Consider the following 22,853-nt stretch of genomic DNA (forward strand, 5'->3'; position numbering starts at 1 on the left):
AAATAGATAAGCGATTACATAATAATAACTTAAAAAAACAATAATATTTATGAACGATTCAAAGAAAACAACAATTTCCAAAGACTTAGCAGAAGTACAAGAGCATTATCAAGATTATCCGTATCCTTTCAGAGACCCAAATCAAGAAAAAGAACGTTTACTTGCAATTTGCGGTGAGTTCTTAGGAGAATTAAACCATTTTCTATATAAAGGAAAAGAAAATTTTAATAATAATTTTAGATGCTTAATAGCGGGCGGCGGCACTGGTGATTCAACTATTTATCTTGCCGAGCAGTTAAAAGATAAAAAAAATGCTGAGATAATATATCTAGATTTTAGTAAACCTAGCATGGAAGTAGCACAAAAACGTGCAGAAGTACGAGGACTTAAAAATATTAAATGGATTAATGATTCAATATTTAATATACCTAATTTAAAACTTGGAAAATTCGATTATATAAATTGTACCGGTGTGCTCCATCATTTAGTAAATCCCGATGAAGGTTTAAAAACTCTAAAAGATTCTTTAAAGCCAACCGGCGGTATGGGTTTAATGGTATATGCTAAATACGGACGTACCGGTGTTTATCAAATTCAGGATTTAATGAAAATGATAAATAAAGATACTAAAAACCGTGTCGAAGAAGTAATGAACGGGAAACTAATTCTAGATAATTTGCCTGCTACTAACTGGTATAAAAGAGGTTGGGAGTTATTTTCAGATTACCAAAATTTCGGTGACGTCGGAGTTTATGACATGTTCCTGCACAAACAGGATAGAGCCTATTCCGTTCCTGAGTTATATGAATTCGTAAAAAAAGCAGGCTTAAATTTTGTTGATTATCTTGATCCTTTAGAAAAAATTTTATTGAGACCGGAACATTATATAAAAGATTTTTCACTGCTGCAAAAAGTTCAAAAGATGGATAAAGTAACTAGAGAAGCAATTTCCGAAATACTTACCGGTAATATTATTAAACATTCATTTTACGTATCAAACCAAAAAGATAGTGTAGCCTCTCTTGATGACCTTGATAATATACCGTACTTCCATAATATTGCCAATTTTGCTAAACAAATTTACGAGCATTTGGAATCTAATCCTTCAGCAGTAAATAATGCTATTAATTTTACTATTAATAATGGGATATTAAATAATGTTAACATCTCAATGTCTATATTTAGAAGCACTAAATATATTTTTAAATATATGGTAGAAGAGAAAAGTTTAAGAGAAATATTTGATGCGGTACGTAGCGAACTAAACCAAGAAATAAGTAATAAAGCATTATTAAACGAAGTGAAAAACATTTTTACTCCATTACTTAATTCAAATGTGTTATTATTAAAATCAAATGATTTGTAGAGTATACGTGGATTGGTTTATCCAAACGTCCTTGATGTCATACCGAGGCTTGTCCACGGTATCCAAGAAAATAATAAAATTATTAGTACTTTTATTGTTTTTATGGACCCCGTGCCACGGGGTGACACAGTGAGTTTTACCGGTCTATGCAACACAATACCTGCTCGCAATGACGATTTGAGTTGACAATGTGCTATTACGTTGTTAATATGCTTTTACATATATAAACAGCTCTTATAAGCTAACAAGATAAATAATTCTTCAAACCACAAGAATAAATAAAATTTTCTAAAAATCTAATTTGATTCCTAATTTTAAATAAGTATATTACTTACCTTTAAACTTAATTGCTAACTCAACTTTTCAATTATAATCTATTAATAATAAAATAATGAACACAACTAATAAAGAATCTACAGAAGAACTTAACAATACCGAGTCCAATAATAATCATAATAATTTTGCAGAGAACGGTAATATTATTAATTTAAAACAATTAAAACGTAAATTACCGGAGGAACTACAAGCTCAAGCAGAAGCATTAAAAATCGAAAATATTAATTCATTACTTAAACAAGAATTAGTTTTTGCAATTTTAAAAAAATCTGTAGAGCAGGGAGGTTTAATAGTGGGAGAAGGGGTACTTGAAGTACTACCTGACGGATTTGGTTTTTTACGTTCGCCAGAAGTAAACTATTTAGCAGGTCCTGATGATATTTATATTTCTCCTAGTCAGATTCGTCGCTTTGGTCTGCGTACCGGTGATACTGTAGAAGGTCAGATCAGAGCTCCAAAAGCCGGAGAACGTTATTTTGCTTTACTGAAAGTCAATAGAGTAAATTTTGAAGACCCTTCTAAAGCTTATCATCGTGTTCATTTTGATAATTTAACTCCCTTATATCCTGATGAAAAATTAGGATTAGAACTTGAAAATAATAGTAAAGATAGTAAGGATTTTAGTACACGAGTTATTGAACTTGTTGCCCCTATGGGTAAAGGACAACGTGCATTAATAGTAGCACCACCTCGTACAGGTAAAACCGTATTATTACAAAATATAGCACATGCAATTACAACCAATAATCCGGAAGTATTTTTAATAGTACTGTTAATAGATGAAAGACCTGAAGAAGTAACCGATATGCAACGTTCTGTGCGTGGAGAGGTTGTTAGCTCTACTTTTGATGAACCAGCAAGTAGGCACGTACAGCTTGCAGAAATGGTTATCGAAAAAGCAAAGCGTTTAGTAGAACATAAAAAAGACGTAGTAATTTTAGTAGATGCGATAACACGTTTAGCTCGTGCTTATAATACCGTAGTGCCGTCATCAGGTAAAGTATTAACGGGCGGTGTTGATGCCAATGCACTACAAAGACCGAAAAGATTTTTTGGAGCAGCAAGAAATATCGAAAATGGCGGTTCGCTTACTATAATAGGTACAGCTTTAATTGAAACCGGTTCTCGTATGGATGAGGTAATTTTTGAGGAGTTTAAAGGTACAGGTAATTCCGAGATAGTTCTAGATCGTAAGATTGCCGATAAACGTATTTATCCGGCTATTGATATAACGAGATCAGGAACTAGAAAAGAAGATTTATTAGTAGATAAAATAATATTAAATAAAATGTGGGTTCTTCGTCGTATTATCGACCCAATGGGTAGCAGTGAAGCAATAGAATTTTTACTCAAAAAACTTGAAACTACTAAAACCAACAATGAGTTTTTTGAGATGATGAAGAGTCCTGAACGCCCTAAGAATGGTTTGTAGTTGTCATGAACTACGTATCCGTGTAGGTTTTTTATTGGATAACTCTGATGTCATTCCCGTGTAGCCTTGTTATGTGGACGCCTTATGTTCATTCCTACACAAGCAGGAATCTCCATCATAAAGCGAGATAAATCGAGCTTTTACATGCTTTAAAGTGCTGGATTGCCCGCCTACGCTGGGATGACATCGAATTGGATAACTAAAAAAACATAAGAACCAATGAGTATAACACCTGATTATTTAATTGAAAGAAGACAAATAAAATCTCGTTTGTTAATTTGGAAGCTAGCAGCTATTATTTTAATTGCTATCGTATTCTTACTAGTTGGTAAAGATTTTGTTCTACAAGAAGTTTTACCTATTAATATTAATGAAGACTATATAGCTTCCATATTAATAGACGAAATAATTCTTGAAGACGAAAAGCGTGATAAAAAGCTCAAAAAAATAATCAATGATTCTCATATTAAAGCGTTAATAGTTAACGTAAATTCTCCTGGCGGTACGGTAGTCGGCTCTGAAAAAATTTATACTATCTTACGTAAAATATCCGAGAAAAAGCCGGTAGTAATCGTTATGGGAACAATGGCTGCAAGCGGAGGTTATTTAATCTCTCTCGGAGGCGATTATATTATTAGCCATAACGGCACTATTACGGGTTCAATAGGTGTAATACTACAAACAGCCGAGGTAACGGAGCTTGCTCAAAAATTGGGGATTAAGTTTAATAATTTCAAATCAGGTGAATTAAAAGCTGCCCCAAATCTTACCGAAAAACTGACGGAAGCAGTGCGGGTAGCCATTATGGAAAATATAGAAGATACTTATAATTTTTTCCTTGAACTTGTTTCAGAGCGGCGTAATCTTCCTATCGAAGAAGTAAAAAAGCTCGCAGACGGACGAGTATATTCAGGTCGTCAGGCTTTAAAGTTAAAGCTTGTGGATGCTATAGGCTCGGAAGATACTGCATTAAAATGGTTGCAGGAAGTTAAGAAAATTAATGCTAATCTACTAGTTAAAGATTATCAATTAAAACCAAAACCAAAATTAATGGACATAATACTTGAAGATTTTGATAGTATAGCACCTAGTTTTTTTAAAAATAGTTTTAATGGAATCAAAGCAATTTTTTAATAATGGTTACTAAGAATTATTTAATAGATAAAGTACATGATAAACTGAATTATCTTTCCAAAGAAGATGTTAAAGATTCAGTAGATTTAATCTTAGATTATTTAAGTCGGTCTCTCAAAGAACAAGAGCGTATCGAGATTAGAAATTTTGGTAACTTCTCCATACGCAAACGCAAATTCCCTGCAAGCAATAAATTCTATAATATTGTTTATTACAGAATGCCTAAAAATTTATTTCACTATATGGAGTAGATAAGTTATGGAATGGTCTAAATATAGTGTTATAGAGAAGTGGAAAATAATAAAAAGTATGGTACTACATAATAATATTTTGTCCATGGCTCTTCATATTGAAGATTTAGAACTTTTCAAAAAAATATTATCGATAAACGGACAATTGGTTATTCAAGCACTTAATATAGACCATCTCATGTATCACGATATTATAAAAATATGATTTTTTTGAAGCATTATATAATTAATTAAATGATAGTAAACCAACAATCATGCTTTTAGTATCTAATAAGAAAGAATATTATCATATTTTTGAAGAAGTATGTAATGAATCTTTAAAGGAAAAAATATCATCAATAATGACATATTTAGAAAAAGAATCTGTTGATCACCCTAGATGGGAATATGAAGAAACTTTAGAATACTATTTAGAAACTAGAAAAAATTATGATAAGTCTAAATCTGAACCCAAAATAGAAAAAAGCGAAGAGAAACTTAATTTAAATTATGCAAAATTAGATTTAAAATATTATGAAGAATTTTTAGATTATTACTTAAACGTTATAGGATAGGTTAATAAAATTTTCCTCTCACTTGACATTATAATAATAGGCAACTATCTTAAGTGTAGAATTAAAACAGGGTATTTATTATGATAAGATCTTTAATAGTTTTATTTGCTTCTATAGCTTTAATTGGTTGTACGGGTCAAAAAACTACGAAATCAAAAAAAGTAGTAGAACTTGACGGTGATCCAAGTTATGCAATTATGAAAACAATTGATAGTACTCACAGAAATATTGCTACTACCACCTCATCTCTTCCGGGTACTCCGGTTAGATAGAAATGCTTGTTATTATTTCTTCTGCTAAAACTCTTAATTTTGAGAAGCTAGCTCCCAAAACATGGCTAACTTCTCTTATATTCCCTAATTTAACTAACCAGTTACTTTCTACACTCCAAAGCTATTCTGAGAATCAATTATCGGAAATAATGAATATAAGTACAAAACTTGCACATATAAATAAAGAAAGATTCAAGGATTTTAATAATCAAGAGAGTAAAGCAGCTATTTTTGCTTATGCAGGAGAGGTTTTTAATAATATACATGTAGAAAAACTAACTAATCATGAACTAAATTTCCTGCAATCACATTTGCTTATTATATCAGGTCTTTACGGAGCCTTAAAACCGCTAGATGCTATTAAGCCGTATAGATTAGAAATGGCAACAAAACTAAATGAAATAAATTTAACAAGCTTTTGGCAAGATGAAGTCACTAATTATATTAATAAAATTCTTGCTAAGCATGAAAATAAATATTTACTCAATCTAGCATCACAAGAATATTCATCTGTAATAAACCTAAATAAGCTTAAATATCAATTAGTTAACATTTATTTTAAAGAGAATAGAGACGGAAAATTATCAACAATTGGAATAAATGCTAAAAAAGCTCGGGGGACGATGGTAAAGGTTATTGCTCACAACCTCATTGATTCACCTGCACTACTTAAGAATTTCTCATATTTAGGTTATGCATTTAGTGCTAAGCACTCATCCGATAGTGAATTGGTTTTTATTAAGGAGTAAAATTAATTTATTGTATATTATATCCCTTATAAGGACATCAAAACTATATCTGTCGTTTGATACATTTGTGAAAATACCAAAAACTGGGAAATGGTGGGTGATAGTGGACTCGAACCACCGACCTTTACGATGTCAACGTAATGCTCTACCAACTGAGCTAATCACCCTTAGAGCCATCAGTAAATAAATTTTAATTAGTAATTAAAATTTATTTACTGATGGCTCTAATAATTTTAAATTCTATATTTATTGCATAATGTACTAGATTTCAAGCTTTATTTCCATTATTTATAATACTTTATTATTTAGTCTATAATTTTATGGTGGATTTAAAAACTAAAGTCTTTGATATTTCTAAAAATTTTACTATTTCTCTTGACGGCCCCGCTGCTTCAGGTAAAGGTACTATCGGTTTAATACTGGCAAAAAAATTTTCTCTTCAATATTTTCAGTCAAGTATTGTTTATAGGCAGCTTGCTTTTGACTGTATTAATCAACAAATAGATGTCACTGATATAGATACAGTCATTGCTTTATCTAAAGAATTAAAACTCAATAGTCATCTTGACTTGGAGAATGAGAGTATAGGAAATATAGCATCGCAAATTGCCGTAATAAGTGAAGTGAGAAATAATCTAAATAAATATCTGATTAATCTAGTAAAAACAACACCAAGAATCATTATGGAGGGTAGGGATATAGGTACTGTTGTTGTACCTGAAGCAGATTTAAAGATTTTTATCACCGCAAATCCTCAAATTAGGGCTGAAAGACGATATAAGCAGTTGCAAGCAAAAGGAAAAACATGTATACTCGATGAGATTTTACGGCAAATAATTTTGCGAGATAAAAGAGATAAAGAGCGAAAAGCCGCACCGTTATTACCTGCTTCAGATGCTTTAATTATCGATACTTCAAAGCTTTCGGCTATGGAAGTCGTAGAAGAAGTAACAAATTACATAAAGAATAACATAACTTGAAAAAGTGCTAAGTTATTTTATTCGATTCTATGGCGTTGTTGCATGGATACCTGAAGCGTCATTGCAAGTGACTAAAAGGAACGCGGCAATCCAGAAGATAATTAAAAAAATGCTAATTTTTAGCATTTTTTACTGGATTGCTTCGTCGAAATGACAGAAAATCGAGCCATGCAGCAGCATCCAATTTTATTAACCCTTTAAAAAATCTTATTAGCTTAAGCACTTTAGCTAATATTATGAGAATAATATGTCAATAAAACTAAAACAACGATTTGTTCCACAACTTGCAGCAATTAATCACGAATCTGAAGAAGATTTTTCTAAAATGCTTGAAACCGTTGATACAAGTCATATAAAAGAAAAAACGGTAGTTAAAGGTCAAGTAATCGAAATAAAAAACGATATGATTATTGTTGACGTCGGGTTAAAAAACGAAGGTAGAATACCTAAGTGTGAATTTCTAGCTTTACCTGAAGTTGGAGACGTAGTTGAAGTTTTCATCGAAAAAATTGAAGGACGTAACGGCAGAACGATATTGAGCCGTGAAAAAGCAGTTAAAGAAGAATTATGGGGACAACTAGAAATCATGTGTTCCAAGGGTGAATTTGTCGACGGTACGATTTTTGGTCGTGTGAAAGGAGGCTTTACCGTAGATTTATCCGGTGTAGTAGCATTCTTACCGGGAAGCCAAGTTGACGTTAGACCTATTAAAGATCCTACTTCTATAATGAATATCAAGCAACCGTTTAAAATTTTAAGCATGGATAAAAAGCTTGGTAATATAGTTGTTTCAAGAAGAGCTATCTTAGAAGAATCACGTTCCGAAGCTAGAGATGAGATGCTATCTAAAATTAAAGAAGGCATGGTATTAGAAGGAATCGTAAAAAATATTACTGATTACGGTGCGTTTATCGATCTTGGAAGTGTTGACGGTTTATTACATTTAACCGATATTTCTTGGGGAAGAGTTAACCATCCTTCAGAAGTATTAGAATTTAACCAAAAGGTTAAAGTAATGGTGATTAAGTTTGATGAAAAAACCAAAAGAATATCACTTGGTATAAAACAACTTGATTCTAACCCATGGGAAGCAATTAAAGAAGAGTTCCCAGTCGGTACAACAATGACCGGTAAAGTTACAAATTTTGCTGATTACGGTGTATTTATAGAATTAAAAGACGGACTTGAGGGACTTGTTCATGCAAGCGAAATCAGTTGGTTAAAATCTAATCAAAACCCTAGAAAAACACTAACTATAGGGCAAGAAGTCGAATTCGTAGTTTTAGAGGTTGATACTGAAAAGCATCGTGTTTCTTTAAGTATTAAACAATGCCAAGAAAATCCTTTAATAAAGTTCGCTGAAAATAATCCTGTCGGTACTATAATTAAAGCACCGATTAGGAATATTACGGATTTCGGTATTTTTGTTGCACTCGGTAATAATATGGACGGCATGATTCATGAAGGTGATATTAGCTGGGAAGATAAGGGAACAGATTTATTAAAATCATACAAGAAAGGTGACGAAATAGAATGCAAAGTTCTAGCCATTAATATTGAAAAAGAACAAGTTAGCTTAGGTATAAAACAATTATTGCCTAATCCATATCAAGAAATCAGTGACGAATATAAAAAAGGCACAATAGTTAAAGCCCTTATAACAGAAGTTAAAGATGATGGACTCGAAGTACTATTAAACAATAAAGTAGCAGGTTTTATTAAAAGAACTGAACTATCGGATGAAAAAGACGAGCAGAAGCCTGAAATGTTTAAAATAGACGAAGAAATAGAAGCAAAAGTTGTTTCTATCGATAAATCAACCGGTAGAATTTTATTATCGGTAAAAGCTCATAAAATAGCAGAACGTCAAAAAGCTCTCAAAGAATATGGTTCTAGTGATAATACCACCAATATGGGAGATATACTTGCTAATGCTCTAGAAGATAAGAAGTAAGCAATCATCACTGCGAGCAGGCGCGTTGCCCACGTGGATATCTAATCGTCATTGCGAGCGACCGGTAGGGAGCGTGGCAATCCAGTAAAAGTAATTAAAAAATTCTGATTTACAGAATTTTTTACTGGATTGCTTCGTCAAAACTTACAGTTTTTCCTCGCAATGACGAATTTCAATATCCACGCAGACCACGTTCGCTCACAATGACGAAACATCATATAATCAATCTCAGGAGAAAATATTAATGTCGCATGTACCGATAGTAATTGAGCAAACCTCTCGCGGGGAGCGTGCTTATGATATATATTCAAGATTGCTAAAAGAGCGTATAATCTTTGTATGTAGCACTATTGAAGATCATATGGCAAACTTAATTGTTGCACAATTATTGTTTCTTGAAGCAGAAAATCCTAAAAAAGATATATATATGTATATCAATTCCCCTGGAGGAGTTGTAACCGCAGGTCTTGCAATTTATGACACAATGCAATATATAAAACCTAAAGTGGCCACGCTTTGCATAGGTCAAGCTTGTTCTATGGGTTCATTTTTACTTTGCGGAGGCACGCAGGGGATGCGTTATAGTTTACCTCATAGCCGTATTATGATCCATCAACCGTCAGGAGGTTATAAAGGGCAAGCTACCGATATAGAAATCCATGCTCAAGAAACTCTAAAAATCAAAAGGTTACTTAACGAATTGTATAGTAAAAATACTGGACAAGAGTTAAAACATATAGAAAAAAGTATGGAACGTGATAATTTTATGTCACCGGAAGAAGCAAAGAAATTTGGAATAATCGATAATATAATTTCTTCTAGAGATGCTATGACAATGTCAGCAAAATAAAGAATTGGTATTGCTAACCCAATATAGATTCGTCATTACGAAGCCACAAAGTGGCTGTGGCAATCCAGAAAAATAATAAAAAGTGCTAATTTTAATATTTTCTTACCGGATTGCTGCGTCAAAATTTTTAATTTTTCCGTAGCTCAGATGTTAATTACTAATTAATCTATACTTAGTTAGCAATACTCAAAGAATTTTATAAAAAAATCTTATAGATTTAGTTTTATTATTATAGTATAAGAGAATTAACTTGTTATTGGGGTCATAGCTCAGTTGGTAGAGTGCTTGAATGGCATTCAAGAGGTCGAGGGTTCGATTCCCTCTGGCTCCACCATGTATTATTTCTATTTCAATTTATAAACACTTCAAACAATAAACATATTATAAACTAAGAACTTTTTACTCTTCAAAAAAGTTAGATAATGTTCAATCTTTATCATAATTCCTTTTTAGATTAGTTTTCACTTACTTAGTGAATTTAAGAGGCTATAAAATGAATAAAGTAATTACACAATTATCAGAAATTAAATTAGTTGGTATTACACAGCCCACGCACCTCAAACGCCGCAGAAATGAATGCTGATACTGCAAGAATCGGAACAACAATGTAGTGACTTTTTGCAGACAAATTACAAGACAAAATCCTAAATAGAAGCACTACGGAAAAAATTTTTGCATTTGCAGTTTATACAAATAATGAAAGTGACGCTACCGGGGAATATACTTACTTTCTTGGAGAAGAAGTTACTTCTTTTGAGAACATAGATCAAGAATTTTCAACGCTTACTATTCCAATGCAAAATTTACATCAGGTCCCGATCAAATGCCGAAAGTCGTTATTGATATGTGGCACAAAATATGGAATATGAATACGGCAATGTTAGAAGGTGAAAGAGCTTACATAGCTGATTTTGAAATATATGATAAAAGAAGTAGTGATTTAAATAATGCTATAGTTGATATTTATATTGGTATTCAAAATACTTAACAGTTAAACGAGGCTATATGCTTTATCGGCAAGTTTCAAAAATAACGCATTTTCTATTCCATCCTCAAGATTCTAACAGATAGCTTAACATATGCTGGATAAAAACCAGCTTCTAACCTCTTGTAATTTAAAGCCAAGATAATTTGCTGCGAATTAGGTATCTTTTTTTTATATCCATAATAAATGCACATACTTCATTTATAGGATATCCAATTACTCCCTTAGGGTCATTACTACCCATTGCTTATCATTTTGTAATATATTCTCATGATGTCAATCAACGTGAAGTAAAATTTGAGGCTCAGTATTTTGAAGAATTTCATGCCTCAATTTTCTTGCCTTTTTTAAGTAAGTTTTAGGCAAATCTCATTCTTTATCTAAAGCTTTCAGCTGATCCTAGATATTAGGGAAGTGATGAATTTTTGGTATAGATGCTCTGTACAGCTTGCTCATAACAGAACAAGCTATAGCAATTTTGTTATCTGATGAATATTCTTTTAAAGAAATACTAGGATGGGATCGCTCAAGCAGTAAAGCTTTATCTTTTTGGGCTAGAATAGTTGCAGCACCAAACCCTGAAAAAACTTTTAAAGCTGCCACTTCGTTTGTTAGGTCTTTAGCAGTAAAACTTAGTTTCAGTATAATAGGCTTATTATTTTTGATACCCTGATAGAACATAATTGAAAGATAAATTATCTATAGGTTTAAGCTTAGATAGATTCCATTCTCTAGTTAATTCTGATACAATTTCAGGTATTTTTTCAGGCCAGATTTCCCCTTGCTCTTTATATATACTAATTATATTATTTCTAAAGCTATCCATGTTATAGATTATATATGAATATACATTTCGAGCAAGCTAATTTAACTCATAAAGAAATTATTTTTAATTGGTTAGAAGAGACACATATAAAAGAATTTTGGGACAATAGTCAAGAACATCAGAATGATATAATGAACCGTTGTGTTTCATTGTGTCGGACATTCTTCAAAAGGATCAAGATTTATCAGAAATTCAACGGAAGTGGAGTTTAGAACTAATCGCACAAAATATTCAAGCTATGTCAGAGGGGTATACGCTAGAAAATAATAGATATCTTTCCAAACCAACTTATAGAGAGAAATTTAAAGGAGACACGGAACACAGCACCGCAGCGTACATAGAAATACGTGAGGATGCAAGTCTAGGCTCGACGTCTAAAGTACCTCTAGAAGCGAAGTTTGAAAAAATATCTCATGAAGCCTAAAAATATACAAGCTTATATTATGAAGCAGACCGTACTCCTATAGGATATATCCAAATTTATAATGCTTACGTTCAGATCCATTAATAAACTTACCTTTAAAACTTGCAGCAATTGATTATTTCTTAGGTGAGCCTGAATATTTAAATAAATGCGTAGGTATACTTACTCTAAGCACTTTTTTAGAAAATTTTATAGATAAGAAATATACTCATATTTTAGTTGATCCCAATAGAAAAAATATCGCTGCTATTAAAACTTACGAAAAAGCAGGATTTAAAATAATTCAAAATAATAAAAATGAAACCTTAATGCTTCAAGAATTATTGATCTAATTCCTATCATCTTTAACTAAAAATCTCTTCTTTTTTGCTTACAAAAGGACGGACATCATAAAATAATTCTATACGAGAAATAAGCCCATCATTAAAAGATAAATAGTACAGCACCTCGAAAAATATTGATAGGCTTCTGGGCAGTCAAATTCAATATCTTATAATTTGTGTATTTCTTAAAGCCTAATTTTTTAGCAAGTGACGTTGCCATCGGTGAAATTTGAATTATTGCCTTATCTATCCCCATTTCTATTAATATTTTAAACCTAGCTCTATATAAATCACTTGCAAGACCACGATTTTTATATTCCGACATCGTTGAGCCGTTATAAAAACCTGCTACGCCGTTTGCAAAAATTATAGAAGCGGTTGCAACAATTTTACTTTCTTCATATGCTGCAAGCGGGATAAAGGTTTTATTATCTCCAATAAATTTTGATAATTTATCAAAATAAAGGTTATAAACATCATCACTAAACCCAAATGACCCCATTAATACTTGAATCCATTTCTTATATTCTTCTATTTCAGTAATAATTTTAATATTTTTATTATCTATAATTTGCTCATGATAATCTTTAAGCTCGTAAACAATTCCCGGTACGTCGCCAAAATCAACATATTTACCGTTTCGGAAACGGCTCAAGCATTTCAGAAGATAGATTATTTCCATCAACCCACCAAGCAAACGGTAAACCCTTTAGCTTAAACACTTCTTCCATTTTATCCATTTAAGATATATTCACCTTATCAGGCAGTAAATCATATTCCATAAAGGCTGATTACACCCTGTATGTATCAGATGATAATTTACCTTATCTATTTGCATTTCTTGCAATCCAAAATATCTAAATGTTCTTATCAAACTTTGATCTACTAAATCAGCATTATTACTCATAAATTTATCTACCTTTATTAATTATATACCAAAAGTTATAATCAGAATTCAGAAATAGTCAAAGAAATATACGATATTGCTTAAAAAATTATTTGGAATAGCTTAATACTTCATGTCATTCCGGCTTTGGTATTGTTGCATGGCTCGAAAAACATCCTCGGTGTCATCCCGTGACTTAACCACGGTATCTAGCAAAACAGTTTAAAATGCTAATAATTGTATTATTTTAAACTGGATCCCGTGGTCAAGCCACGGGATGACACCGAGGATGTTTTTCGAGCCATGCAACAATACCAAAGCCGGAATGACATGAAGTATTACCTTTTTTAAGGCAATACTAAATATATTTTGTAAAGCTAGGGATATTGATATAGATTAACTGTAAAGAAGAATTAGTAAGAAAATGCCGAAAGATCAGAATTTAGATATAGAAAGAAAGCAAGACCATATTGAAATTAATCTTACAAAAAACGTTGAATCTACACTTAAAAGCGGTTTTGAATCTATTCAATTTATTCACAACGCATTACCGGAAATTAACTATGATAGCATAGATACTACTACTACTTTCCTCGGAAAATACCTACAAGCACCTATCCTAATTTCTAGTATGACCGGAGGAACGGCGAGAGCTAGCGATATTAACTATAGGCTTGCACAAGCCGCCCAAAAAGCCGGAATTGCTATGGGGCTTGGCTCTATGCGGGTTTTGTTAACGAAGCCGGATACGATTACGACATTTGCCGTAAGGCATATTGCGCCCGATATCCCATTACTCGCCAATATCGGAGCAGTGCAGCTTAATTATGGAGTAACACCAAAAGAATGTCAGTATTTAGTTGATGTCGTTAAAGCTGATGCCTTAATTTTACACTTAAATGTGTTACAGGAATTGACTCAACCGGAAGGTAATAGAAATTGGGAAAATCTTTTACCGAAGATACAAGCATTGGTTAATTACCTCTCTGTCCCTGTAGTCGTTAAAGAAGTAGGATACGGTTTGTCTAAAAAAGTTGCTGAAAGCCTTATAAAGGTAGGGGTTAAGGTTCTTGAGATTGCAGGGAGCGGCGGAACATCTTGGAGTCAAGTAGAGGCTTACCGTACTACAAATTCATTACAAAACCGTATAGCTAGTAGTTTTATTAGCTGGGGAATCCCGACTTTAGATTCTCTAAAAATGGTGAGAGAAGTTTCGGGAGACATTGCGATTATTGCTAGCGGCGGGTTAAAGTCCGGCATTGACGGAGCAAAAGCAATCCGTATGGGAGCTAGTATTTTTGGACTTGCCGGTCAATTATTAAAAGCGGCAGATACTTCAGAAAACTTAGTTTCCGAAGAAATACAATTGATAATCGAGCAGCTTAAAATTACCATGATATGTACTGGATCACGTACTTTAAAAGATTTAGCAAAAGCAGAGATTAGGCTGTAGTAAGATTTACTAAATTATATTTTCCACAGCAATTTAAAAAATTCTTCAGAAATTTGAATTATAGTTTTCCAATCACTAATAACTTGTGAATGAAATACACAAGTTCTATGATTTTCTCTATCAGAATGTCTCATCCAAGGTATAAACTTACCTAAAGAGTTTAATTTTTTATCAATGCTTTCATACTCATCAAAATTATAATTTGTAAGAGCAATTATTTGAGCTTTTTGTAGTTTTCGCTCTTGGGCTAACTCTTCTTCATTTAAATTGTATGGAGGAACATAATCATGGTATCCTATGTGCTAAACTACAGGCAAAAAAAGTTTAATTAACATGCTAGGATATACATTAATCTCAAATTCTTTTAATACATCTGGTATTTTTTCGTAATTATAATAACGTTTTATTAAATCTTTGATTTGTTCTTCTGTTAAATGTGATAAATCTTTATGAGCCACAACTTAATTGATTATTAGGTATATAATTGTAACTTATAAAAGTACAATTATAATAGAGAAAATAATATAAATATACAACTATTTTTATCATAAAAGTAAAAATAGAAATTAAAAGACTATCAATATGGGGTAATTAGTAGACGATAAGCTTTTAGACTTTATAAATGTAATCACAAATGCGTATAAAACTTTTAAAGGTTTAACAACCCTAAATTTGAGAGGCGAAGACCTTGGTTATATCTTGGTTTTCCTGTTCAATAAACTACAAGAAGTCGCGAGCTTTCTAGAGCTGGTGGAGAGAGGGGGATTCGAACCCCCGACACGTTGCCGTGAACACGCTTTCCAGGCGTGCGCCTTAAACCGCTCGGCCATCTCTCCAAAATTTTTAGCGTTATGTGCACGATCTAAGAAATTTACCAAAAACGTCATTGCAAGCGGGCATTGTTGCGTGGACCAATGCTCTTTTGTCATTCTTAGCTAAAAGCGGGAATCCAGAAAAAAGTATAAATACAGCAAATTTTTGAAATTAAAAGCTCGCTTCATACTGGATTCCTGCGTTCGCAGGAATGACATCAGTATACACGCGGGCAATGCCTTGCAAGCGACTCCAGACGTTGCCCACATGACTCAAGAATTGTCATGAGCTACGCAGCCGTAGGCTGTACGGCAATCTCAGGCAATAATAACAAACTCCTGAGATTGCTTAGTCAAAAACTTACAGTGTGTCCTTGCAATGACGATAAAAACGATCCATATACCACAACGCTAAGACTTATTCTTAGAAAAAATATTATTAGCTTCTTCTAGCTCATGTTTAGTATTAACACCAACAATTAAATCATGATCAGTAGATAATAAATATGAAACCTTTTCACCATGATTTTTACATATTTTTACTATTTCAGTTAAATAAACTTCCTTATTACCGTTAGTATTAGTAGCAAATAAAGGCAAGTATTTATTTAAAATTCCGCTACTGAAAGCCATAATACCTGAATTACAAAGTTTGATGTTTTTCTCTTCTTCGCTTGCGTTTTTATGTTCAATTATCTCTAAAAATTCACCATGTTTATCAGTAGCTATTCTTCCATATTGAGCCGGATTTGCTCTCTCAAAGCTTAAAGTAACTAATGCAGAATTAGTAAGGCTTAAGTAAGCTATTAATTCATGCATAAGTTTTGGAGTAATAAAAGGATGATCACCGTATAAAACTAATATTGTTTTATTTTTATCAATTAAATCTATTACTGCATAAGTAGCATGAGCTGTGCCTTTAGGTTCTTCTTGCAGTACAAAGCGACACATATTTTCATAGGGCATTAAATGTTTTTTAAGTTCTTCTGAATAAACTATAATTACATCACTTGTGACGTTAAGCGAATTCTTTAATACCGTTTCAAGCATTGGAACTCCGCCAACTTTATGCATTACTTTTGGTAAATCCGACTCCATTCTAGTACCTTTACCGGCTGCTAAAATAATTATTTGATAATTTGCATCGTGATAAGTCATTCTTCTCCTTGTATTATTTCGTAAACATCATCAGATAATTCATAATTACCGAAAACTCTTTGTACATCGTCGCTTTCTTCTAAAGCTTCTACAAGCTTTAGTAATTTTTCAGCTTTTTCCTTATCATCTATAATTATTGTATTTAATGGAATCCAGCCTATATAAGAGTCTTCAGGTATACCGTATTTACCGGTTAAAAATTCTAGAACTTTAGAAAAACTTTCAACATCCGTATATATTGTATGGAATATTGCATCAGATACGATATCATCCCCTCCGGCTTCTATAGCTGCCTCAAAAATATCTTCATTCGATGCTATGTTTGTTGGATACTGAATAACTCCGCAATGTTTGAATAAATAATTAACACTACCTGTTTCACCTAAGCTGCCACCGTATTTGGTAAAACCGGAACGCACTTCAGCAGCAGTACGGTTTTTATTATCGGTTAAAGCTTCAACTATTATAGCAATACCGTTCGGTGCATAACCTTCATATCTAATTTCCGTATAATTTTCGGTATTAGCATCGTCAGCACTATTGATAGCTTTGTCTATTCTTTCTTTTGGGAGATTGTGACTGCGTGCGGCGGTTAAAGCATTTCTAAGGCGCGGATTATTTTCAGGGATATTAGAAGAGCCAGTTTTAACTGCAGTAACTATTTCACGAATTAATTTAGTGAAAATTTTTGCTCTTTTTTTATCTTGAGCTCCTTTACGATGCTGAATATTTTTAAACTTTGAGTGACCGGCCATATTCTATCTAGAACACAATTAACCTTGTTTCGCTTTAAATCTTTTATTCTTTTTATTTATTACAAAAATTTTGCTTCTTCTTTTAACAATTTGACAATCTTTATCACGTTTCTTTAGTGATTTTAATGAGCTAACGACTTTCATAAAATATACTTAATTACATTTAAGTTGGGCTAATAATAAACATTTTTATTTAATCAGTCAATTACCAATTTAAAACATTTTTAAACAAAATATCATGTTTCGTGGTTTTTATTGACATATATTAATAAGATAATGTATTTATACAAAGATCAAATTATGAAAAAATATTTGTCATATGATTTTAATCAAGTCACTATAAATGAAATCAAACAAAATGGAAGAGAATGGAGTTTAGACAAACCATATGATGATGCATTGCTTGTTGAATTACCGCAATTAGTTCAAAAATTTGATCTATCTGAAATAATTACAAAAGTAGATTATCCAGGTAAACATGCATCCATATTTAATGCAGTAAGAGAGCTAGTATCCTGTGTTCAGCTTGCTAAATGGGATGAGAATGCTATTAAAGATGAGCAACAAGGTGAAAATAAAAAAGCTAATAATCAATGGAAAACTATAAAAGCGGTATTAGAGCATGCTAAAACAGCAGGTATAGATTATTGTAGTTTAAACAAGAGGCTGGGAAAATAATAAAGGGGCAGCATAAGACAATCAGATACTAAAGCTTCTAGAGAAAAATTTACAGGCAACAAAAAATCATCCTATTAAATCAGAAATATTTAATCTCATACTAGAAGAAGTAAATAAAGGAGAGTAGCATTTATATGCTATCCCTGATGATTATAAAAGTAATCCAAATGTAAAACATGCAGCTGCAAAACATCAAGAGTTTATAAATCGTGATGAATTTTTAGTGTTAGGAGTTAGATGGAATGGTATGGAGACAACAAAAGATTCATTTAAAGTTATATCTTCTGATGAAGAATCAAATATTTCTGATGATGATTTTGCTCCACCTGCAGGAATACCAAAAGAGTTGGATTTAAATAATCCTAATTCTGAGCATTGGAATGTTTTATTTAGTCAAGCAACTACCCTTGCTAATAAAACAACTTCAACACCGGAAATTATCAAGCATGGCAAAATCATGCCGGTTCAATATTAAATAATGCAGAATTAGGTGAACAACCTTCTACTAGTTTAAATACCGCTAGCTCATAGAGTAGAGTTTAATGTTAAAGAAAGTATGAATGAAATCAATAAATTAATCAAAAATTACAAAATAGTAATCAGTGAATAATATATAATATATAGTCTTAGAAACCGAAGATGTAGAGATAATAGATCAAGCTTTAAATAAGCCTCACTTCTTAAACAAGAACTTCTCATCATAGTAGGAAATCTTACGAAATCATTAGGTAGTCATTATGCTTCTCTGAATTTTGTAAGTAAGTCTTTATTTGTAGAGTCAGATGAGTTTCAAAATTTAGTAGAATTTATAGAAGATTTACTACCTATATTAGATAAAGAAAGTAAAATGCTAAAATATGCATATTGTAAAGTAATAACAGAAGGAACAAATAATCCATTACAAGTTTTAGGCTCTATGTTTGGTGGAGAACCATTAAATCCATTAAAAACAGCAGCAGAAGCATATATAAAATGGTCTGAAGGAAACTTTTCTAGAAGTGAAAATTTTGAAATTACTGAAAGTAATTTAAACAACCATGAAGTCGATTCTTTAGGCGATACTTTACATGCTGATCTTGATTTATATTAAGTCTTCAAATCTTAAATATCATAACTTTCTTTGCTTCATAATGGAAGTTATGATATTTGCCTTTTTCTTAAAAAGAATTAATAATTTCTATACACAAACCTTATGTTGTATTGACAAAATTTTATTCTATATATCCCCGTTTTCAAAAATTCAGAATCCATATTCCATGGCTTTTAAGATTTTAATTTAAATAAGGATATATTTTGCGAAAGAGTCATTAGTTAAAAAATTAAAAAAGATACAGTAAAACCACTAGAGACGACAGAGAGCATACTTATCGAAATCAAAAAGTTTATTGAAACTAGTAATATTGATAATATAGTGTTAAGGCAAGGCTTGTTGTCCTTAGAGCAAGTTTCAAAAGAAGCAAAAAATAATAATGAAACTATTATAAAAGGTACGGACATATTAGAATTACTTACTCAAAATTTACCGGTTACTAAAAGCGATCCATTAAAAGCAGAAATATTTCACGTAATACTAAATGATTGTAGTGATTATTATAGAAATAATGAAGATGTTAATAATACGTATCAATGGCTTAAAGAAGTTGGTGTAAGATTTAGTGTAGTTAGAACTGCAAGTTTAAATGAAGAAACATTAACCTTAGAAAACTTTAACTTTAATAACAAGTCAGCTGAGTTAGAGTAGTAATAGAACTTGAACAAATATTAGAAACATTAGGTATTATACTAAAGATAATTTTTACACTAATGACTTATAAGTAATCTTGTTTGTTTCTTATCTCATAACTTCCATTGCTTCATCAGATAAGTTATGGTAGACTAGTTTATCTTATTATAACTCAAGTTTATTTTAGCGTTGCCGGTATGGTTTGGGAATTGTGCCAAATTTTTCTATGTCATGCCCGCGAAAGCGGGAATGACATAGAAGAGTATAGGAATGATGTTAAAACTATATTACTCCTATTATTATCCTTTCTCTTTTTTTCAAATCCAGCTATTGCCGATCCTGAAATAGCTGAATCCTTTAAATGTTCAAAACTTTTTCCTTACTTTGAAAAAAAATTTAATATCCCATCTAATACGTTACATTCAATAGCTTTAAAAGAATCTGGAAAAAAACATACAACCCGTAAAATTAGAGTAGTATGGCCTTGGACGGTAAACGTTGAAGGAAAAGGCTATTATTTTAACACAAAAAGAGAAGCCTTAAGTTTTGTTAGAATAGAGCTTATAAGAGGGCGAGAGAGTATTGATGTCGGATGTATGCAGATTAACTTAAGACATCATTTAGGAGCTTTTAATTCCCTTGAACAGGCATTTGATCCAAATAATAATGTTCGTTACGGAGCAAAATTCTTGCGTTCAAAATATGATCAGCTAGGGAGTTGGCACAAAGCTATAGCACATTACCACTCATCCACTCATTCTTTAGGGTTTAAATATAAGCAAGATGTAGTTAAAATAGCAAGTAATATGGCTCTTTATAAAGCCTCCTTACATAGTTATCTAAATAATAATGAAGGGGCTTTAGAAGATACAATACCGGTAAATAATAATAAAGTTCAAAAAAAATCACTTTTTAGTAGCAATAAAAGATACAGAAGTAGTATTATGATACCGGTTCCTGCTAAAATTAATTAATTCTATGAATATACTCGTTGAACTTAAAAAATTAGCTGCGTCATCCTACAAGTTCTGTGGTGTTCAAATTATACGCTCCGCTCCTCGCCTCGTGGATTCCTTGCTCTTTTTCAAGTTGAACTGCATATCACAGCTATTAATTTGTTTTTTAATATTAGTAAGTATGGTAAAGGCAAATGCCGATTTTAACAATATTCAAGATAATTTTGAATATCAGGAAGAGCAGTTAACAATAGAATTACCTTGGAGCGATTGTACCGAAATTCATAAATTATTAGAGGAAAAATTATCCTTCTCTGAACAACAAATAAAAAAAGAAAATAAAATTTATGAGAAATATAAGCAATTTTATTTAAAACATAACAATCTTACTAATTTTTCTATGCAATTTCTTGAGAAAAAATCTGAGACTAATGGAGTCGAAACTTTAATATCAGGTTTTTTAAAATTTTGTGAAAATAATTTCCAAACCAGTAAAAGTAAATCTAATTCTCTAAATTATTATATTAAAAAACAACAAGACCAATGGTGTAATGATATAAGAAATGAGAATTACAAAATATATTATAGAAAAAAATACGAGGATAATATCTTTAGAAAAAATTAATTTATTTCAGTACTTGATTCATGTATTATTTAATTTATATTAGTATTGTTGTGTATAAGTAGTAATAAGACCGAGAACAATGTTTCAGCGGTAGAAAAAAAAAGTTCCTAGTAATGATAAACAACTAAAACCTGTCTACTTAGAGCATTTGGATCTAACTTCGGATTAGAATCCTTCAGAAAAAGGTCTGTTGAGTTGAAAACCTTTATCGCCTAATAATCAAAATACAAAACCTATAGTTGTAGGTATTCAGGAGAATTTTGCAGGATTAGATAGAGTTAAATAGGATGATATTCACACTGCAAGACAGAGAAAACTTATTCAAAATAGCTGGCTAAAAGATGATTCTTTGAATTATCAGTCAGCAAAAGATGGAAAAACTATAGGAATAGAAGACCTAATTAAGGACTTTAATTCTAAACAACAAATGAGAGAATTATATATTCAACAGATTAAAACTAAAAAATCACCGAAATAACGCAGTAGCGGGAATAAATAACAGCTTATTTATCAAGCATGCAGCTAATGATATAATAAGTCGATTAGGGATGATTGATAAGGATGTTTCAGATATTCTAGAAATATCGGCTAAGTGTGGTTATCTTACAAGCTTACTAAAAAATGCTTATCGAAGTGCCAATATTACCGTAACAGATATGTCGCCTTTATTGCTTGATTCTTTTGAGTATAATCACAAATTGTTAATTGATGATGAAGATTTAGAATTTCCAAAAGACTCTTTTGATTTAATTATTTATTCATTAGGGTTACACTGGATAAATGATGTGCAGAGTTTTCTGTCTAATATAAAAACATTTTTAAAACCTGAGGGTATTTTTATCGGTAATTTTGTCGGCGGAAATAGCTTAAAGAATTTACGTAAATCTTTAATAGATGCCGAAACAGCAAGTGGTTTGAAACACTATCCTCATATTTCTCCCTTTATTCATTTTGACCATGTCCCAATGCTATTATTGCAAGCAGGATTTGCCGAAGTAATTATTGACTATGAAAATATAGAGCTAAAATTTGATAATCTTGTAGCTTTAATGAGGGAAATAAAAAATATCGGTGAGTCAAATTCACTAAATTCTAGTCATAATTACGCTATTTCTAAAAAGATGTTTTCTTTACTACAAAATTATACAAACGGCTTTGAAGATAATATTAATTTAATTAGCTTTATTGCTTCACCCAATAAGAATAGTATAAGATTAAAGTTGTTATAGGGTTTATAATATTGTATTGTTGCCATGCCGTGGTTTGAATATTGTCATCCCACGACTTGATCGTGGGATCCAGTCTTTTTTAATTTTTTTCTGGATACCGTGGTCAAGCCACGGTATGACAAAGAGAGGATAATATAAGGTA

The 22,853-nt window shown here is 31.7% G+C and carries 28 protein-coding genes, 3 tRNA genes and 1 pseudogene; 23 read left to right on the top strand and 9 right to left on the bottom strand.

The window, feature by feature from the left end; genetic code table 11:
• Positions 1 to 49: 49 nt before the first annotated feature.
• The 8 genes from A452_RS0103295 (at position 50) to A452_RS0103330 (ending at position 6,094) form a co-directional block, all read left to right on the top strand.
• Entirely contained in the window at positions 50 to 1,366 is a 1,317-nt protein-coding gene (locus A452_RS0103295) for a class I SAM-dependent methyltransferase (protein WP_014412703.1), read from the top strand.
• A gap of 391 nt (positions 1,367 to 1,757) precedes the next feature.
• The gene (gene rho, locus A452_RS0103300) at positions 1,758 to 3,134 is read left to right on the top strand and encodes a transcription termination factor Rho (protein ID WP_014412702.1); all 1,377 of its coding nucleotides are present in this window, start codon (positions 1,758 to 1,760) and stop codon (positions 3,132 to 3,134) included.
• 219 nt (positions 3,135 to 3,353) lie between these two features.
• Positions 3,354 to 4,268, top strand: coding sequence for a signal peptide peptidase SppA (gene sppA, locus A452_RS0103305; protein ID WP_014412701.1), 915 nt, complete (start codon positions 3,354 to 3,356; stop codon positions 4,266 to 4,268).
• 2 nt (positions 4,269 to 4,270) lie between these two features.
• The gene (locus A452_RS0103310) at positions 4,271 to 4,519 is read left to right on the top strand and encodes an HU family DNA-binding protein (RefSeq protein WP_014412700.1); all 249 of its coding nucleotides are present in this window, start codon (positions 4,271 to 4,273) and stop codon (positions 4,517 to 4,519) included.
• Between the two features lie 7 nt (positions 4,520 to 4,526).
• Positions 4,527 to 4,724, top strand: a complete 198-nt coding sequence (locus tag A452_RS10435) for a hypothetical protein (RefSeq protein ID WP_014412699.1) — start codon at positions 4,527 to 4,529, stop codon at positions 4,722 to 4,724.
• A 49-nt stretch (positions 4,725 to 4,773) separates the two neighbouring features.
• Positions 4,774 to 5,073 (top strand): hypothetical protein, encoded by a 300-nt coding sequence (locus tag A452_RS0103320; protein WP_014412698.1) that lies wholly within the window; start codon positions 4,774 to 4,776, stop codon positions 5,071 to 5,073.
• A gap of 80 nt (positions 5,074 to 5,153) precedes the next feature.
• Positions 5,154 to 5,345 carry a hypothetical protein gene (locus A452_RS0103325; RefSeq protein ID WP_014412697.1) on the top strand — a complete coding sequence of 64 codons (192 nt, stop codon included), beginning with the start codon at positions 5,154 to 5,156 and terminating at the stop codon, positions 5,343 to 5,345.
• A gap of 2 nt (positions 5,346 to 5,347) precedes the next feature.
• Positions 5,348 to 6,094, top strand: a complete 747-nt coding sequence (locus A452_RS0103330) for a YaaA family protein (protein WP_014412696.1) — start codon at positions 5,348 to 5,350, stop codon at positions 6,092 to 6,094.
• A 91-nt stretch (positions 6,095 to 6,185) separates the two neighbouring features.
• Here A452_RS0103330 and A452_RS0103335 read toward each other — a convergent pair.
• Positions 6,186 to 6,261 (bottom strand) — tRNA-Val (locus A452_RS0103335).
• Positions 6,262 to 6,414: 153 nt separating this feature from the next.
• Between A452_RS0103335 and cmk the strand changes: the two genes are divergently transcribed.
• The 5 genes from cmk (at position 6,415) to A452_RS11950 (ending at position 10,866) form a co-directional block, all read left to right on the top strand.
• Complete coding sequence (cmk, locus tag A452_RS0103340) at positions 6,415 to 7,074, top strand: (d)CMP kinase (protein WP_014412695.1); 660 nt, start codon at positions 6,415 to 6,417, stop codon at positions 7,072 to 7,074.
• A 247-nt stretch (positions 7,075 to 7,321) separates the two neighbouring features.
• Positions 7,322 to 9,028, top strand: coding sequence for a 30S ribosomal protein S1 (locus A452_RS0103345; protein ID WP_014412694.1), 1,707 nt, complete (start codon positions 7,322 to 7,324; stop codon positions 9,026 to 9,028).
• A 244-nt stretch (positions 9,029 to 9,272) separates the two neighbouring features.
• Positions 9,273 to 9,878 carry an ATP-dependent Clp endopeptidase proteolytic subunit ClpP gene (gene clpP / locus A452_RS0103350; RefSeq protein WP_014412693.1) on the top strand — a complete coding sequence of 202 codons (606 nt, stop codon included), beginning with the start codon at positions 9,273 to 9,275 and terminating at the stop codon, positions 9,876 to 9,878.
• A 258-nt stretch (positions 9,879 to 10,136) separates the two neighbouring features.
• Positions 10,137 to 10,212, top strand: a tRNA-Ala gene (locus A452_RS0103355).
• A gap of 489 nt (positions 10,213 to 10,701) precedes the next feature.
• Positions 10,702 to 10,866: a transcription activator gene (locus A452_RS11950; RefSeq protein WP_014412692.1), complete on the top strand. Its 165-nt coding sequence runs from the start codon at positions 10,702 to 10,704 to the stop codon at positions 10,864 to 10,866.
• A 396-nt stretch (positions 10,867 to 11,262) separates the two neighbouring features.
• Here the strand turns inward: A452_RS11950 and A452_RS11065 are convergent, their stop codons facing one another.
• Positions 11,263 to 11,544, bottom strand: coding sequence for an aminoglycoside phosphotransferase family protein (locus A452_RS11065; protein ID WP_231289941.1), 282 nt, complete (start codon positions 11,542 to 11,544; stop codon positions 11,263 to 11,265).
• The gene (locus tag A452_RS11070; protein ID WP_017208544.1) at positions 11,519 to 11,689 is read right to left on the bottom strand and encodes a hypothetical protein; all 171 of its coding nucleotides are present in this window, start codon (positions 11,687 to 11,689) and stop codon (positions 11,519 to 11,521) included. Before A452_RS11070 ends, A452_RS11065 begins: the two co-directional genes overlap by 26 nt.
• A 268-nt stretch (positions 11,690 to 11,957) precedes the next feature.
• Between A452_RS11070 and A452_RS12795 the strand changes: the two are divergent.
• Positions 11,958 to 12,101: pseudogene (locus A452_RS12795) on the top strand (palindromic element RPE1 domain-containing protein); the annotation flags it as partial.
• 435 nt (positions 12,102 to 12,536) lie between these two features.
• Here the strand turns inward: A452_RS12795 and A452_RS0103380 are convergent.
• The gene (locus A452_RS0103380) at positions 12,537 to 13,091 is read right to left on the bottom strand and encodes a GNAT family N-acetyltransferase (protein WP_014412690.1); all 555 of its coding nucleotides are present in this window, start codon (positions 13,089 to 13,091) and stop codon (positions 12,537 to 12,539) included.
• Positions 13,092 to 13,746: 655 nt separating this feature from the next.
• On the opposite strand from A452_RS0103380, the gene fni reads away from it, so the two are divergent.
• Positions 13,747 to 14,775, top strand: a complete 1,029-nt coding sequence (gene fni / locus A452_RS0103385; RefSeq protein WP_014412689.1) for a type 2 isopentenyl-diphosphate Delta-isomerase — start codon at positions 13,747 to 13,749, stop codon at positions 14,773 to 14,775.
• A gap of 302 nt (positions 14,776 to 15,077) precedes the next feature.
• Here the strand turns inward: fni and A452_RS11075 are convergent, their stop codons facing one another.
• From A452_RS11075 to ykgO, 5 genes are all read right to left on the bottom strand, one after another.
• A complete protein-coding gene (locus A452_RS11075) occupies positions 15,078 to 15,233 on the bottom strand; it encodes a hypothetical protein (protein WP_014412688.1) in 156 nt (51 codons plus the stop codon).
• Positions 15,234 to 15,523: 290 nt separating this feature from the next.
• A tRNA-Ser gene (locus A452_RS0103395) sits at positions 15,524 to 15,611 on the bottom strand.
• A gap of 387 nt (positions 15,612 to 15,998) precedes the next feature.
• A complete protein-coding gene (locus A452_RS0103400) occupies positions 15,999 to 16,745 on the bottom strand; it encodes a sugar phosphate nucleotidyltransferase (RefSeq protein WP_014412687.1) in 747 nt (248 codons plus the stop codon).
• A complete protein-coding gene (locus A452_RS0103405; RefSeq protein WP_014412686.1) occupies positions 16,742 to 17,500 on the bottom strand; it encodes a YebC/PmpR family DNA-binding transcriptional regulator in 759 nt (252 codons plus the stop codon). Before A452_RS0103405 ends, A452_RS0103400 begins: the two co-directional genes overlap by 4 nt.
• 18 nt (positions 17,501 to 17,518) lie before the next feature.
• Positions 17,519 to 17,644, bottom strand: coding sequence for a type B 50S ribosomal protein L36 (gene ykgO, locus A452_RS09635; protein ID WP_008579439.1), 126 nt, complete (start codon positions 17,642 to 17,644; stop codon positions 17,519 to 17,521).
• Between the two features lie 156 nt (positions 17,645 to 17,800).
• Between ykgO and A452_RS09640 the strand changes: the two genes are divergently transcribed.
• The 8 genes from A452_RS09640 (at position 17,801) to A452_RS0103445 (ending at position 22,711) form a co-directional block, all read left to right on the top strand.
• The gene (locus tag A452_RS09640) at positions 17,801 to 18,178 is read left to right on the top strand and encodes a hypothetical protein (RefSeq protein WP_014412685.1); all 378 of its coding nucleotides are present in this window, start codon (positions 17,801 to 17,803) and stop codon (positions 18,176 to 18,178) included.
• A gap of 247 nt (positions 18,179 to 18,425) precedes the next feature.
• Complete coding sequence (locus A452_RS0103415; protein ID WP_014412684.1) at positions 18,426 to 18,653, top strand: hypothetical protein; 228 nt, start codon at positions 18,426 to 18,428, stop codon at positions 18,651 to 18,653.
• Positions 18,654 to 19,025: 372 nt separating this feature from the next.
• On the top strand, positions 19,026 to 19,268 hold the full coding sequence (locus A452_RS0103420) for a hypothetical protein (RefSeq protein WP_014412683.1): 243 nt from the start codon (positions 19,026 to 19,028) through the stop codon (positions 19,266 to 19,268).
• 339 nt (positions 19,269 to 19,607) lie between these two features.
• A complete protein-coding gene (locus tag A452_RS0103425) occupies positions 19,608 to 19,919 on the top strand; it encodes a hypothetical protein (RefSeq protein ID WP_014412682.1) in 312 nt (103 codons plus the stop codon).
• A gap of 179 nt (positions 19,920 to 20,098) precedes the next feature.
• A complete protein-coding gene (locus A452_RS0103430) occupies positions 20,099 to 20,875 on the top strand; it encodes a lytic transglycosylase domain-containing protein (RefSeq protein WP_014412681.1) in 777 nt (258 codons plus the stop codon).
• Between the two features lie 163 nt (positions 20,876 to 21,038).
• On the top strand, positions 21,039 to 21,482 hold the full coding sequence (locus A452_RS0103435; RefSeq protein WP_014412680.1) for a DUF2532 domain-containing protein: 444 nt from the start codon (positions 21,039 to 21,041) through the stop codon (positions 21,480 to 21,482).
• Between the two features lie 349 nt (positions 21,483 to 21,831).
• Positions 21,832 to 21,960 carry a hypothetical protein gene (locus A452_RS12525; protein ID WP_017208547.1) on the top strand — a complete coding sequence of 43 codons (129 nt, stop codon included), beginning with the start codon at positions 21,832 to 21,834 and terminating at the stop codon, positions 21,958 to 21,960.
• Between the two features lie 31 nt (positions 21,961 to 21,991).
• Positions 21,992 to 22,711 carry a methyltransferase domain-containing protein gene (locus A452_RS0103445; protein ID WP_274517398.1) on the top strand — a complete coding sequence of 240 codons (720 nt, stop codon included), beginning with the start codon at positions 21,992 to 21,994 and terminating at the stop codon, positions 22,709 to 22,711.
• Positions 22,712 to 22,853: the final 142 nt, after the last annotated feature.

It is taken from the genome of Rickettsia australis str. Phillips (assembly GCF_000273745.1).
Lineage (GTDB): Bacteria > Pseudomonadota > Alphaproteobacteria > Rickettsiales > Rickettsiaceae > Rickettsia > Rickettsia australis.